The sequence below is a fragment of the Variovorax flavidus genome (assembly GCF_030317145.1).
GTDB lineage: Bacteria > Pseudomonadota > Gammaproteobacteria > Burkholderiales > Burkholderiaceae_C > Variovorax > Variovorax flavidus.
In genome coordinates, this window is record NZ_JASZYE010000003.1 from 238,586 (window position 1) to 252,383 (window position 13,798).

At 67.0% G+C, this 13,798-nt stretch carries 16 protein-coding genes; 7 read left to right on the plus strand and 9 right to left on the minus strand.

All coding sequences use genetic code 11. The features are described 5' to 3' along the window. Positions 1 to 96 precede the first annotated feature (96 nt). From QTH90_RS16390 to QTH90_RS16410, 5 genes are read right to left on the minus strand one after another with little or no spacing between them, the layout of a single operon-like run. On the minus strand, positions 97 to 828 hold the full coding sequence (locus tag QTH90_RS16390; protein ID WP_286665627.1) for a GntR family transcriptional regulator: 732 nt from the start codon (positions 826 to 828) through the stop codon (positions 97 to 99). A 57-nt stretch (positions 829 to 885) separates the two neighbouring features. Beyond that, complete coding sequence (locus QTH90_RS16395; RefSeq protein ID WP_286665628.1) at positions 886 to 1,704, minus strand: enoyl-CoA hydratase; 819 nt, start codon at positions 1,702 to 1,704, stop codon at positions 886 to 888. Positions 1,705 to 1,721: 17 nt separating this feature from the next. Continuing rightward, positions 1,722 to 2,492: an SDR family NAD(P)-dependent oxidoreductase gene (locus QTH90_RS16400; protein ID WP_286665629.1), complete on the minus strand. Its 771-nt coding sequence runs from the start codon at positions 2,490 to 2,492 to the stop codon at positions 1,722 to 1,724. 11 nt (positions 2,493 to 2,503) lie between these two features. Beyond that, entirely contained in the window at positions 2,504 to 3,295 is a 792-nt protein-coding gene (locus QTH90_RS16405) for an enoyl-CoA hydratase-related protein (RefSeq protein WP_286665630.1), read from the minus strand. Positions 3,296 to 3,335: 40 nt separating this feature from the next. Then, positions 3,336 to 4,520 (minus strand): CaiB/BaiF CoA transferase family protein, encoded by a 1,185-nt coding sequence (locus QTH90_RS16410; RefSeq protein WP_286665631.1) that lies wholly within the window; start codon positions 4,518 to 4,520, stop codon positions 3,336 to 3,338. An 88-nt stretch (positions 4,521 to 4,608) separates the two neighbouring features. Between QTH90_RS16410 and QTH90_RS16415 the strand changes: the two genes are divergently transcribed. Both QTH90_RS16415 and QTH90_RS16420 read left to right on the plus strand, forming a co-directional pair. After that, entirely contained in the window at positions 4,609 to 5,388 is a 780-nt protein-coding gene (locus QTH90_RS16415; RefSeq protein ID WP_286665632.1) for a VOC family protein, read from the plus strand. Between the two features lie 12 nt (positions 5,389 to 5,400). Next, complete coding sequence (locus QTH90_RS16420; RefSeq protein ID WP_286665633.1) at positions 5,401 to 6,597, plus strand: acyl-CoA dehydrogenase family protein; 1,197 nt, start codon at positions 5,401 to 5,403, stop codon at positions 6,595 to 6,597. Positions 6,598 to 6,612: 15 nt separating this feature from the next. Here QTH90_RS16420 and QTH90_RS16425 read toward each other — a convergent pair whose 3' ends face one another. Next, positions 6,613 to 7,128: a nucleoside deaminase gene (locus QTH90_RS16425; RefSeq protein ID WP_286665634.1), complete on the minus strand. Its 516-nt coding sequence runs from the start codon at positions 7,126 to 7,128 to the stop codon at positions 6,613 to 6,615. 118 nt (positions 7,129 to 7,246) lie between these two features. Here QTH90_RS16425 and QTH90_RS16430 point away from each other — a divergent pair, with 118 nt between their 5' ends. The 5 genes from QTH90_RS16430 (at position 7,247) to QTH90_RS16450 (ending at position 10,403) form a co-directional block, all read left to right on the plus strand. Further along, positions 7,247 to 7,573, plus strand: coding sequence for an ArsR/SmtB family transcription factor (locus QTH90_RS16430; protein WP_286665635.1), 327 nt, complete (start codon positions 7,247 to 7,249; stop codon positions 7,571 to 7,573). A gap of 16 nt (positions 7,574 to 7,589) precedes the next feature. Continuing rightward, the gene (gene arsB, locus QTH90_RS16435) at positions 7,590 to 8,672 is read left to right on the plus strand and encodes an ACR3 family arsenite efflux transporter (RefSeq protein WP_286665636.1); all 1,083 of its coding nucleotides are present in this window, start codon (positions 7,590 to 7,592) and stop codon (positions 8,670 to 8,672) included. Positions 8,673 to 8,693: 21 nt separating this feature from the next. Then, a complete protein-coding gene (gene arsC, locus QTH90_RS16440) occupies positions 8,694 to 9,116 on the plus strand; it encodes an arsenate reductase (glutaredoxin) (RefSeq protein WP_286665637.1) in 423 nt (140 codons plus the stop codon). Beyond that, positions 9,109 to 9,831, plus strand: a complete 723-nt coding sequence (arsH, locus tag QTH90_RS16445; protein WP_286665638.1) for an arsenical resistance protein ArsH — start codon at positions 9,109 to 9,111, stop codon at positions 9,829 to 9,831. The genes arsC and arsH overlap by 8 nt, the downstream gene beginning before the upstream one ends. Before the next feature lie 155 nt (positions 9,832 to 9,986). Next, positions 9,987 to 10,403 carry a hypothetical protein gene (locus QTH90_RS16450; protein ID WP_286665639.1) on the plus strand — a complete coding sequence of 139 codons (417 nt, stop codon included), beginning with the start codon at positions 9,987 to 9,989 and terminating at the stop codon, positions 10,401 to 10,403. Positions 10,404 to 10,432: 29 nt separating this feature from the next. Here the strand turns inward: QTH90_RS16450 and QTH90_RS16455 are convergent, their stop codons facing one another. The 3 genes from QTH90_RS16455 to QTH90_RS16465 all read right to left on the minus strand — a co-directional run bounded on the left by QTH90_RS16455 (position 10,433) and on the right by QTH90_RS16465 (position 13,789). Beyond that, complete coding sequence (locus tag QTH90_RS16455; RefSeq protein WP_286665640.1) at positions 10,433 to 11,410, minus strand: tripartite tricarboxylate transporter substrate binding protein; 978 nt, start codon at positions 11,408 to 11,410, stop codon at positions 10,433 to 10,435. A 90-nt stretch (positions 11,411 to 11,500) separates the two neighbouring features. Continuing rightward, positions 11,501 to 12,784 carry a gallate dioxygenase gene (locus tag QTH90_RS16460; RefSeq protein WP_286665641.1) on the minus strand — a complete coding sequence of 428 codons (1,284 nt, stop codon included), beginning with the start codon at positions 12,782 to 12,784 and terminating at the stop codon, positions 11,501 to 11,503. An 18-nt stretch (positions 12,785 to 12,802) separates the two neighbouring features. Continuing rightward, entirely contained in the window at positions 12,803 to 13,789 is a 987-nt protein-coding gene (locus tag QTH90_RS16465; RefSeq protein WP_286665642.1) for a Bug family tripartite tricarboxylate transporter substrate binding protein, read from the minus strand. Positions 13,790 to 13,798: the final 9 nt, after the last annotated feature.

The window sequence follows — 13,798 nt, forward strand, 5'->3', positions numbered from 1 at the left end:
CATGAATATTGAGCATGCAGGTGCATTTCCCTGCTGCATGGACTGGCAGGCACGCTCCCTTTCCGGGGCGCACCGACGGCGCGTTGGCGCGGATCCTCAGGCGACGTGGCTGGCGGCCCGGCGTGAGGGCTTCACGGCCTGCGCCGGCTCCTGTGCGCTGCGTTCGCGCAGATACGCGAGGATCGGCGCCGAGGTGCGCTCGATCTCGTCGTGGATGCCGCGCCGCGCCACTTCGCCGTCGTGCTTGCGCAGGCCGCGCATCACCATGTGATGCGGATGCTGCTTGCGCGGCTGTCCCAGCGCATGGGTCTGCAGCGCCTTCATGAGCGGGCCGCACTGCAGCCACAGGCTTTCGACGATGCACTGCAGCACCGGCATGGCGGCCAGCGCATAGACCGCCATGTGGAAGCGCTCGGATTCGAGCAGCTCGCCGGCCGTATCCCCCGCTTCGCGCAGGGCGGCCATGCGGTCGTGGATGGCTTCGAGCTTCTTCACGTCGTCGCTGCCGGCATGCTCCGCGGCGCGCGCCGCCGCCTGCCCTTCGAGCATGAGGCGAAGCTCTCGCACTTCGGCGAAGCGCTCCTCGCTCATGACAGGCACCCGCACCGAATGGTGGCCGACCTGTTCCAGCGCCTGCTCGGAGATCAGCCGCGCCAGGGCCTCGCGCACCGGCGTCGGGCTGATGCCCATCTCGGCCGCGAGATCGCGCAGCTTGAGCTTTTCGCCGGGCGCGAACCGGCCTGCCTTGAGGTCGCGGCACAGGCGGCTGTAGGCCTGGGCGTTGAGGCTGTCGCGGGTGAGGATGTCTTCCATCGGAGTGGGAGGCATGCGGGTCGCACACCTGTTTTTGATAGCGTATATGTTATTTCAACGGTGCCGTTTGTATCAACGGCCGGTGAAGGCGGGAGCACGCTTTTCGAGGAAATGCGCCACACCTTCGCGGAAATCCTCGCTCGCGAAGGACGCCTGCATTTCCTCGTCGGCACGGCGCCACGCGGTGTCCAGGTCCTGGAACAGGCTGTCGTACACCTGCCGCTTGATGACGCCGATCGAACGCGGGGAGGCGTTGTCGGTCATGTCGCGGGCGACGGCCTGCACCGCCGCGAGAAAACCCTCGGCGGGCAGCGCCTTGACCAGGCCCAGCGATGCCGCCTCGGCCGTGACCAGCGTGCGCGCGGACAGCAGCAGGTCGAGCGCGTGGGTCGGCCCGACCAGCCGCGGCAGCATCCACGAGATGCCGTGCTCCGCGATCAGCCCGCGCTTCGCAAAGGCGGTCGTGAGCTTCTGGCCCTCAGCCATGTAGCGGAAATCGCAGAACACGGCCATGCACAGGCCGATGCCCGCAATGGGCCCGTTGATGGCCGCGAAGATCGGCTTGCGCACGCGCAGCAGGTAGCTGAAGCGCCAGGCGTAGTTGGCTTCGATGCCGGTGGCCCCGGACGACGCGGGAGGCGACGGGATCGTGGTGTCGGCCGCGCCGGCCGCTCCCGCTTCGAGAATGTCCATGTCGGCCCCGGCGCAGAAGCCCCGGCCCGCGCCCGTGACCACGACGGCGCGCACGGCCTCATCGGCCTCGGCCGCTTCGACGGCTTTGCGAAACTCGGATTCCATCCGGTGCGTCCACGCATTGAGCCGGTCGGGCCGGTTCAGCGTGATGGTGAGAACGCGGCCTTCGGTCGCGACGGTGATGTCCTGGTAGGTCATGGATGCTCCGGGGTCCGTCAGGCTTCGCCGCCGATCGTGGCGCCGCCGTCGATGACGATGGTCGTGCCCGTGATGAAGCGCCCCGCGTCGGAGCCCAACAGCAGCGCCGCACCGGCAATGTCCTCCGGATCGCCGATGGCGTTGAGCGGGCTGGAGGCCAGCGCGGCGGCCAGCGTCTTGGGGTTGTCCCACAGCGCCTTGGCGAAGTCGGTCTTGATGAGGCCGGGCGCAATGCAGTTGGTGCGCACGCCCTGCTTGCCCCATTCCAATGCGAGGTTGCGAGCGAGTTGCATGTCGGCCGCCTTCGAGATGGCATAGGCGCCCAGCACCCGCGAACCCGTCAGGCCCGCGATCGAACTGATGATGACGATCGATCCGCCGCCCCGCTCCGCCATGCCCGGCGCGACCCGGTTGACCATCCAGAGGTTGGAGCGGATGTTGACGTCCATCACCTTGGAGAAGGCCTCGTCGGTGATGCCCGACATCGGCCCGTAGTAGGGATTGACGGCCGCGTTGCACACCAGAACGTCGACCGGCCCGTAGGCCTTCTCGGTCTGGTCGACGAGCGCAGTCACCTGTTCCTTGCTGGAGATGTTGCAGGCGACCGCGGTGGCTTCCAGCCCTTCGCCGCGCAGTTGCTCGACCACCGCGTTGCAGGCATCCACCTTGCGGCTGGTGACGACGACCCGGGCGCCCGCACGGGCGTAGGCGATGGCGATGGCACGGCCGATGCCGCGCGACGAGCCGGTGACGATGGCGGTCTTGCCCTTGAGAGAAAAGCGGTCCATGGCGGGTTCCTTCAACGGTTGACGAACTTCGGCGTGCGCTTCTCGACGAAGGCGCGGGCCGCTTCCTGGTGGTCTTCGGTCATGCCGCAACGGATGTGGCGGATGGCCTCGTGGTCGAGCGCCTGCGCCAGCGTGGCGCCCTGCTCCGCCGCATTCAGATTGGCCTTGATATGGCCGAGCGTGATCGATGGGCCGTCCGCCAGTTGCTGCGCAAGCTTGCGGCCTTCGGCGTCGAGCTCGCTGTCGGGCACCACGCGCGTGACCAGCCCGAGCTGGAGCGCCTCGTCCGCCTTGAGCACGGGCGAGAGCAGCGCGAACGCACGCGCGCGCTGGCCCAGCAGCTTGGTCAGGAAATAGGTGCTGCCGAAATCGCCCGAGAGACCGACCTTGGCAAAGGCCGAGGTCAGCTTGACCGTGTCGCTCGCCAGCAGCAGGTCGCACGCCAGCGCAAGCGACAGGCCCGCGCCGGCCGCCGCGCCCCGCACCACGGCGATCGTGGGCTTGGGCATCTCGTGCAGCAGCCGCGAACACTCCATGTGTTCGCGCAACTGCAGGGTGCGGGATTCGAGCGTGTGCCGCGTCGCATCGTCCTCGGCCATGGCCTTGACGTCGCCGCCGGCGCAGAAGGCGCGCCCTGCGCCGGTCAGCACCACGGCACGAACCTCGTTGTCGACCGCGGCGCGGCGCAACGCAGCGAGCAGCGCCTCGGTCATGAGCACGGTCAGGGCGTTGAGGCGTTCCGGCCTGTTCAGGGTGAGCGTCAGTACGCCCGCTTCGAATTGTTCGATGAGTTCGGTGGTCAAGTGCGTGTCTCCTTGTGGGCGTGTGCAGGGTTAGGGTTCATCAGATGGCGCCTTCGGCCTGCAGCGCGGCGATCTGGTCTGACTGGAAGCCGAGCCACTGCTGGAGTACCTCGGCGTTGTGTTCGCCGACTTCCGGCATCGCGCGTTCGATCGCGAGCGGGGTCGCCGACAGATGGATGGTCACGCCCTGCACGGGCACCCTCGTGTCGCCGAACGGAATGTCCGCGATGGCGCCGCGATGGCGCAATTGCGGGTTGTCGACCACCTCGTCGATCGTCGCGATCTTGGCGCAGGGCACGCCCTCGGCTTCGAGGCGCGCCACGATTTCGTCGGCATCGTGCGCGAGCATCCAGCCCGCCACGATGCCCTCGACCGCAGCGCGGTGTTCGAGGCGGGAGGCCATCGAGACGAAGCGCGGATCGTCCAGCAATGCGGGCTGCTTCATGGCGCGCACGACGCGCGGGAACATGTTGTCGTCGCCGCCCACCATCAGCACATAGCGGCCGTCGCCCGTCGCGAAGGTATTGGATGGCGCCACGAAGCGATCGCGGCTGCCGACGCGCGTCATGGTGGTGCCGAAGAGTTTCTGCTGGGGGATCGCCGTCATGAGCATCGATGCGGCGCTCTCCAGCAAGGACACGTCGACCAGCTGGCCTTGACCGGACGCATGCCGCGCATTGAGCGCCGCAAGGATGCCGAGCGCGGCGTACATGCCGGTGGTGTAGTCGCACATGAAGGAGCCGATCATGGTCGGCGGGCCGTCCTCGGCGCCGGTCATGTCCATCAGCCCGCTCATGGCCTGCGCCACGCCGTCGAAGCATTGCTTTTGCGCGAGAGGCCCGTCCTGGCCGAAGCCCGAGATGCGCGCCATCACCAGCCGCGGGTTGAGCGCGTGGACTGCCTCCCAGCCCAGGCCCATCTTCTCCATCGTGCCCGGACGGAAGTTCTCGACCAGCACGTCGGCCTGCGCGATGAGGCCGCGCAGCACCTTCAGACCGCCATCGCTGCGCAGGTCGATCGCCAGGCTCTTCTTGTTGCGGTTGACGATGAAGGTGTAGAGGCTCTGGCCGTTCACGGCCGGCGTGGCGCGCCGCGCGTATTCGCCCTCGCCGGGGGGTTCGATCTTCACGACCTCCGCGCCCATGTCGCCGAGCATCATGGCGCAGTAGGGCCCGGCGATGAAGCGCGAAAGATCCAGTACGCGCAGTCCGGCAAGCGATGTCATGGGCTGTGGCCTTGTCTCTTGTGATTTGTATATTTGTTATATCATATTCAAAACCAAGCTCGTTGGGCGAGCACAAGGAGACAACGTTTTGACAACGACCTATCTGAGACTTCGCCAGCTTTGCCTGGTGGCCGCGCAACTGGCGCCGGTGGAGGAAGACCTGTGCGCCGTCTTCGGCGTGAAGGTCTGCCACCGCGATCCCGAGGTGGGCCAGTTCGGCCTGCACAACGCGCTGATGCCCTTCGGCACGAGCTTCGTCGAGGTCGTCGCACCGCTGCGCGAGGGCACCACGGCCGGGCGCTACATCGAACGCCGCAAGGGCGATGGCGGCTACATGGTGATCCTGGACAGCGAGGCGCTGCCGCGCTGGCGCGCGCACGTCGATGCGATCGGCGTGCGCATCGCCGCGCCGCTGGCGATCGGCGACTACGAGGGCATGCAACTGCATCCGCGCGACACGGGCGGTGCACTGCTGGAGATCAACACGACGCTCAACGGTGCGGCCCTGACCGGCCCCTACTGGCCCGCCGGGCCGCATTGGCGCGATGCCGTCTCGGAGGTCCGCGTGCGGGGCATCACCGGGGCGGTGCTGCAGGCGGACGACCCTGCGGCATTGGCGACGCGCTGGGGCGGCATCCTCCAGCGGCCCGTCGAGCGCGGCGATGCCGGCTGGCATCTGCGCCTCGACAACGCCACGCTTCGCTTCGTCGCGCCGCGCGACGATCGCGGCGAAGGGCTCGCAGGCATCGAACTGGCGGTGCGCGACGCCTCCGCCATCCGCAACACCGCGGAAGCCCGCGGGCTCGCGTCGGATGCGACCGGCGTCACGATCGGCGGCGTTCATTTCGCCCTGCATTCACAAGACTGACGGAGATCTCAGATGGAACTGGCCTTTTCGAAGGAAGAGCAGGCGTTTGCCCATGAAGTGCGCGCCTTCATCACCGAGAACCTGCCGCAAGACATATCGCGGCGCGTGGAGCACGACCTCCACCTGCATCGCGAGGACTTCATGCGCTGGCAGCAGATCCTCGGCCGCCGCGGATGGCACGCCTACACCTGGCCGGTGTCGCAGGGCGGGCCGGGCTGGAACGCGACGCAGCGCTACATCTTCGAGACCATCAGCGCCGAGCTGAACTGCCCCACCATCCAGCCCTTCGGGCCGCGCATGGTCGGTCCGGTGATCTTCAATTTCGGCAACGAGGCGCAGAAGGCGCAGCACCTGCCGGGCATCCGCGCCTCGACGACATGGTGGTGCCAGGGCTACTCTGAGCCGGCCTCGGGGTCGGACCTCGCCTCGCTCGCCACGCGCGCCGAGGACCGGGGCGACCACTACCTCGTCAACGGCCAGAAGATCTGGACCTCCTACGCCCACTACGCCGACTGGATGTTCTGCCTCGTTCGCACCAGCCGCGAGGCCAAGGCGCAGCGCGGCATCTCCTTCCTGCTGATCGACATGAAGTCGCCGGGCATCGTGGTGCAGCCGATCCCGATGCTCGAAGGCACGCACTCCTTCAATGCCGTGTTCCTCACCGACGTGAAGGTGCCCAAGGCCAATCTGGTGGGCGAAGAAGGCAGCGGCTGGACCTACGCGAAGTTCCTCCTCGAACACGAGCGGGTCGAGAACTCGAACATCGGCTTTTCCACCTTCGCGATGCGCAGGCTGCACCGCATCGCGTCGGGCGTGCGCCATCGCGGCCGCCCGCTCATCGAAGACCCGGTGTTCCGCGCCAAGGTGTCTGCCACCGAGGCGCAACTGAAGGCGCTCGAAGTGACGACGCTGCGCGCGCTGTCGAGCATGGGCACGGGCAGTTCGCCCGGCGCCGGACTGGCTTCGGCATTGAAGATCCGCGGCACCGAGATCGGCCAGCGCATCACCGAGCTGATCTTCGAGGCCTCGGGGCCCGATGGCCAGGTGCTCGACCCGGCCCAGATGCGCGGCGAAGGGAATCTCGAAGGCATCGAGGCGAGCGTTCGCGGCGCAGCGCCCAACTACTTCTGGCGGCGCGCGATGTCGATCTACGGCGGCAGCAACGAGATCCAGCGCAACATCATCGCAAAGCAGGAGCTGGGCCTGTAGAGGCCGGCGTCGGTGTCAGCGGGTCGCCCAGAAGGCCCGCTGCATCTCGATGGTTTCCTGCGCAATCTCGACCACCGGCCCGATCAGCTCCACGGGCTTCTGGCAGTGGTCGAAGACGTAGCGCGACGGCACGCTCATCGTCGGGTTCTCGGCATGACTGCCGGTCTCGGCGAGCAACTGGGCCTCGGTCATGCCGTACACCACGCGCCCGATGTTGGCCCAGTAGGCCGTGCCCGCGCACATGCAACAGGGCTCGACGGCGGTGTAGAGCGTGCAGCCCCAGAGGAACTCGGGCGTGTAGTTGGTCGCGGCCACGCGCGCCAGCGTCGACTCGGCATGGTTGACGGTGTCGATGTTGCATTGCTCCAGCAGCACGGTCTCGTTGTCCGGGCCGACCAGCACGGCGCCAAAGGGGTGATGGCCGAGGGCGATGGCGCGGCGGGCCACTTCGTTGGAGCGGCGCAGGTGGCGCACCATCTGTTCGTGCGTGGGGCGCGGGCCCTGGGTTTGCAGGGGATGGGTTTCGGACATGGCGTGTACTCCTCGATGGCCGCGATGCTCTCACACCGGGTTTCGAAACTTGACCGGGGCGTCCACGCCGCGTTCACGGCTGCTTGCTCCAGATGATTAATTCGATTATTCTCGAACGATGGAATCAACCCAAGTCGTCCAGGCCCTCGCAGCGCTGGCCCACCCACTGCGCCTCGAGGTGTTCCGCGCGTTGGTGGTTTCCGGCCAGAGCGGCCTTACCCCCGGCGTCATCCAGGAAGCCACGGGCGTACCCCCCGCCACCTTGTCGTTTCACCTCAAGGAACTGGCGAACTCCGGGCTCGTGACTCAGGAGCGAGCCAGCCGGAACCTCATCTACCGGGCCGAGTACGACAGCATGAATGCACTGCTCGGCTACCTCACCGACAACTGTTGCCAGGGTGCCGCGTGCGCGGTGGACGCGACCGGCGACGCCTGCCAGTGCTGACGCTGCCGACCGCCCCATGAGCACTCCGCCCATCACGGTCGAGGGCGCGCCGCCCGCGAGGCCGGCCATCAGCTTCTTCGAACGCTACCTGACCCTGTGGGTCGGGATCTGCATCGTCACGGGCATCTCGCTCGGACAGGCATGGCCCAGCCTCTTCCAGGCCGTGGCGAGGCTTGAGGTCGCCAAGGTGAACGTGCCCGTCGGTGTCCTGATCTGGGTCATGATCATTCCGATGCTGCTGAAGATCGACTTCGGCGCGCTGGGCCAGGTCGCTTCGCAGTGGCGTGGCATCGGCGTCACCTTGTTCATCAACTGGGCGGTGAAGCCGTTCTCGATGGCATTGCTCGGCTGGATCTTCATCCGCCATGTGTTTGCGCCCCACCTTCCCGCCGACCAGCTGGACAGCTACGTGGCCGGACTCATCCTGCTTGCAGCGGCACCTTGCACCGCCATGGTGTTCGTGTGGAGCCAGCTCTGCAAGGGCGACCCCTATTTCACGCTGTCGCAGGTGGCGTTGAACGACGCGATCATGGTGGTGGCATTCGCGCCCATCGTCGCGCTGTTGCTGGGGCTCTCCTCCATCGCAGTGCCGTGGGACACGCTGCTCGTATCGGTCGGTCTCTACATCGTGGTGCCCGTCGTCATTGCACAGCTCTGGCGCAGGGCCTTGATGCGCCGAGGCGTCGATCGCTTCCAGGCGGTGGCCGAACGGCTCGGGCCGCTGTCGATCTCGGCGCTGCTGCTGACGCTCGTTCTGCTGTTTGCATTCCAGGGCGAGTCCATCCTGGAGCAACCGCTGGTGATCGCACTCCTCGCAGTGCCCATCCTCATTCAGGTCATCGTGAACGCGGGCCTGGCCTATCTGCTCAACCGCAGGCTCGGCGTCGCGCATTGCGTGGCCGGGCCGTCGGCGCTGATCGGGGCAAGCAACTTCTTCGAGCTGGCGGTGGCGACCGCCATCAGCCTCTTCGGGTTCCAGTCCGGCGCCGCGCTGGCCACGGTGGTCGGCGTCCTCATCGAAGTCCCCCTCATGCTCGCAGTGGTGGCCGTCGTGAACCGGACGCAAGGCTGGTATGAAGACGGCCAACGACCCACCTGAGCGGAAGTCCATCTGCATCCCATGACTGAAATCACCATCTATCACAACCCGTCCTGCGGGACCTCTCGCAACACGCTGGCACTGATCCGGCACGGCGGCCTGGAGCCGCAAGTGATCGAGTACCTCAAGACACCGCCGAGCAAGGAGCGCCTTCGGGCGCTCATCCAGTCGATGGGCATTCCCGTGCGTGCGCTGCTGCGCGAAAAGGGAACACCCTACGCCGAACTGCGTCTGGAGGACCCGAAGTGGTCCGATGAGGACCTCCTCGATTTCATGCTCGCACACCCCATCCTCATCAATCGGCCCATCGTCGAGACGCCCCTGGGCACCAGGCTCTGCCGCCCCTCGGAAGCCGTGCTGGAGATTCTCCCGGTGCCGAAGCTCACGCCCTTCGTCAAGGAGGACGGGGAGCTTGTGGTCGACGAGGGCGTGCGTCGTGCTTGAAAAGCCGCCCACCTTCCCGGCGCTGGACGCGTCGCTTTTCGAGGTCCCGACACGGGAGCGGCTCGTTGTCCGCGAGCCCTCCGTGCATCGTCCACGCTTCCTGATGCTCTACGGCTCCCTGCGCCTGCGCTCGTACAGCAAGCTCCTGACGCTGGAGGCGGCACGGCTGCTCGAAGCCATGGGCGGCGAAGTGAAGATCTTCGATCCGGCAGGCTTGCCCCTCCCCGACAGCGTTCCGGACACCGACCCGAAAGTCCAGGAGCTGCGCAGGCTCGCCGAGTGGTCGGAGGGCATGGTGTGGACCTCCCCCGAACGGCACGGCGCGATGTCCGGCATCATGAAGGCGCAAATCGACTGGATTCCGCTGGCGCTCGGCGCGGTGCGGCCGACGCAGGGCAAGACGCTGGCGGTCATGGAGGTCTCCGGCGGTTCGCAATCGTTCAATGCCATCAACCAGATGCGCGTGCTCGGCCGGTGGATGCGGATGCTGACCATCCCCAACCAGTCGTCCGTCGCCAAGGCCTACCTCGAGTTCGACGAAGCCGGCCGCATGAAGCCTTCGAGCTACTACGACCGGGTGGTCGACGTGATGGAGGAGCTGTTCAAGTTCACCCTGCTCACGCGCGACGTCAGCCCCTACCTGGTGGACCGGTACAGCGAGCGCAAGGAGAGTGCCGAAGAGCTGTCCAGGCGGGTCGGCCAGCGCTCCATCTGAGCCGCGCGGCCGCACGCGCATCGCCGGTCAGGACGAAATTCACGCCGTTCGGCGGCGCCGTGCCGCGCGCGCGTCTTGCGCGTCTTGAAAGTGGCCGCGCCGGACGTACACTGCGCCGGGCATTTCCCGTGCCTTCCAGTCCAACATCGCTGTCCATGAACATCCGCTTTGCAGATTCCGTTCCACAGGCCCTGTCCGACGAGGCCGCCGCCATTGCGCGGCAGAAGAAGGAACTACTCACTCGCCCGCAGAAGCTGCCCGCGTTCTCGATGGAACTTCGCGCGCGGGAAGGTTATGCCTTCAAGGTCGGGCAGCGGTTGACGGTGGCGCTTCCCGCCATCGATCGCTATCTCGCAGCACCGACGACGGACGTTCCGCTGCATGCGCCCGATGGCGAGGACGTGCGCGCGGTTCCGACGGCCACTCAGCTCAAGGTGATGCTGCGCGCGCACTTCAGCGGCGCCACGGTCAACGTGATCATCCTGTCGGTGGAGCCTGCGCCGGTCCACGCGGGCAACCGCGAGGCGGTCTGGAAGGAAGCCGCGGCGACCGCGCGCGTCGTTTTCCAGTAAGCCGCCTTTTTCGCCGGTGATCCGGCAGCTCAATCCGGCTTGATGTTGGCTTCGCGGATCAGCTTGCCGTAGCGCGCGGCGTCGTCCTTGACCAGCTTGCCGAACAACTCGGGCGCGCCTGGCAATGCCACGCCGCCAGCCGCAGCCAGCTGGTCGCGCACTTCGCTGGATTCGAGCGCCTTCTGCACGGCCTCATGCACCTTCGCCAGGATCGGCTTCGGCAGGCCGGCCGGAGCGACGAAGCCGTACCAGACGCTGGACTCGAATCCGGGATAGCCGGACTCCGCCACGGTCGGCACGCCCGGCAGCACCGCGGAGCGCTCGGGGCTCATGACGGCCAGCACGCGCAGCTTGCCGCCCTTCACCAGCGGCAGCGCCTCCAGCGCATTCACCGCCACCACGTCGACGTGGCCGCCGAGCACGTCGGTGAGTGCCTGCGCGCCGCCCTTGTAGGGCACGTGCCGCCATGAGAGCCCGGCCGTGTGCTGGAACAGTTCCATCGCCAGATGCGGTGTCGAGCCGTTGCCCGGCGTCGCCACGCTGATGGTGCCGGGCTTGGCCTTGGTCGCTGCCGACAACTGCGCCAGCGTCTTGATCTCCGATCCCTCGCGCACGGCCAGCACCACGGGCACCCTTCCAACCAGTGACACCGGCGTCAGGTCGCGCTCCAGGTCGTAGGGCACCGGCTGGAACAGCGACGGATTCACGGCGAGCGCGTTGGCCGCCAGCAGCAGCGTGTAGCCGTCGGGCGGGCTGGCGATGAGCGCCTTGACGGCGATGTTCGTGCCGGCGCCCGGCTTGTTCTCGACGATGACGGGCTGCCCGAGGGTGGCGGCCATGCGCTGGCCGACCGAGCGTGCGATGGCATCCACCGCGCCGCCGGCGCTGTAGCCGACAAGGATCTTGATCGGCTTGGATGGATAGGCATCGGCCGCCGTCGCGCTCAAGGCGGCGAGGGGCAGCGATGCGACGAGCGCGAATGCGCAACGAAAGAAAAAGGATCTCATGGGTAGTTCCGAAGGTTCAACGAATGGAGGGCAAGAAAGCCCGCGGAGAGGGGTAGGCGGCCACACGAAGTGGGCAAGCCTGGGGGTGGTTCATTTGTTCCACGTCTGTGCCTTGGCATCCTTGCCGGCGACCGAATAGAGGGCGCCGGGGGCGTTGCGCGTCTGCTGGAATGCTTCCAACGTCTGGCCGCGCATGGCGGCATAGATGTGCAGGTTCGACACGCCGATGACCGCGCCGAGCTTCTCCAGCATGAAGAAGATGACGCCGTAGTGGATCAGGCCTCGCCAGTCGCGCCGGCGCACCAGGTCGCGCTCCTGCGCGGTCAGCTCCGCCGCCTCGAACGCGGCCTCCTCGTCCGCGAGGAACTGCGCCCGGTGCTCGGGGCGCGTCATGCCATGCAGGAACTTGTTGAGGCGGTAGGCGCGCACGCTGGTCTCCAGCGAGAAGGGATAGGTGCCCTCGAGTGCTTCGACGCCCGCGAGTTGCTCGTTCATGTGGCGCCGATGCCGCTCCACCTCGCCGGCGACCGGCGGGCTCGCGAGGTTCTCGTAGATCTGGGTCGCGATGCCGGTCATCGACGGCAGGTAGTAGCTCTGGTGCGTCTTGCGCACGTTGGCCGACAGGGCGCCGCGCATGACCAGCCACATGATGACTTCGGCGCCTTCCATGCCGCCGAGGGTTGCCAGCTCGGCCTGCGTCATTTCGGTGAGTCGCACCGGGTCGTTCTCGATCAGGTCGAGGAACTGCGCGTCCCACGCCGTGTTGTTGAAGCCCGCGCGCTCGCCGTGCACCTGGTGCGACAACCCGCCGGTGGCGACGATGGCGACCTTCAGGTCTTCCGGGTAGCTCTCGATGGCGCGACGCAGCGCCTGCCCGAGGCGGTAGCAGCGCCGCGCCGATGGCACGGGCGACTGCAGCACGCCGACCTGCAGCGGGATCACCGGCACCGTCCAGTCGGGCTGGTGGGGGCACAGCAGCGACAGCGGCGAGAAGACGCCGTGGTCCAGCGCCCGGTCCTGGAAGAAGGACATGTCGAACTCGTCCGCCACCAGCGAACGGCCGATGTGCCGCGCCAGCGCGGGATGTCCGGCAACCGACGGCAGATCCCTCGCGCCACCGCCCTCGTCCGCCACCGCATGACGCTCGCCCACACCCAGGGCGAAAGCCGAGTAGTGGTCGAAGAAGAAGGAACTGACGTGGTCGTTGTAGATGAAGAACAGGACGTCCGGCTGTTGTTCGGCCAGCCAGCGCTGCACCGGTTCGAAGTCCTTGAAGATGGGGGCCCAGACCGGGTCGTCCTGCTTGTTCTTGTCGAAGGCGAAGCCGATGGTCGGGGTGTGGGAGCAGGAGACGGCGCCGATGATGCGAGCCATGATGAATCCTTGTTGGTTTCAGTCGAGCGAGACGTTCGCCTGCTTGATCACCGCGGCCATGCGCTTGGACTCGCCCTGCACGTACAGCTCGAACTTGTCGCGCGTGACCGGGAAGGGCTCATAGCCGAAGGCGACGAACTTGGCCTTGAAATCGGGGTCGGCCAGGGCCTTCTCCACATCGCGCCGGATCTTGTCGCTCACGGCGCGCGGCAGGCCGGCCGGTGCGGCCAGCGTCGTCCAGCCGACGACCTCGAAGCCTGCGGGACCGCCGGATTCAGCCACCGTCGGCACGTCCGGGAACGCCGGATGGCGCTGCGGCGCAGCCACGGCCAGATAGCGCAGCTTGCCGGCCCGCTGCATGGCGCCCGCCGAACCCAGCGTGCCGAGCGCGAAGGACAGCTCGTTGGTCGCGACGCTGGTGTAGAGCTGCGTGGTCTCCTTGTAGATGACGTGCGTCATCTGCGTGCCCGTCATCGTCTCGAACAGCGCCGAGCCCAGGTGCACCGGATTGCCGATGGACCATGAGCCGTAGTTGAGCTTGCCGGGGTTGGCCTTGGCATCGGCCACGATCTGCCCGACCGACTTGTACTTGCTGTCCGTCGCCACGGTGAAGAAGAAGTTGGTGCGGAACAGCGGCGCAATCTGCTCGAAGTCCTTCACCGGGTCGTAGGGCAGCTTCTTGAACAGGTACGGATAGGCGACGAGGTGCACGTTGTCGAGCTGGATCAGGTCGTGCCCATCGGTCGCACCACGCCTGAAGGCATCGATGGCGATGAAACCATTGCCGCCCGGTCGGTTCTCGACCGTCACCGGCTTGCCCCAGGTACGGCTGAGCTTGTCGGCCAGCAGGCGCACCACACCTTCAGGGCCGCTGCCGACCGGGAAGGGCGTGATGATGCGCACCGGCCGGGTGGGGAAATCCTGCGAGTGGGAAGGCGTCGCGGCCAGGGTCAGCACGGCTGCAGCGAAAGTCCCCAGGGCCATGGATGCGTTGAGCTTTTTCATGGTGTCTCC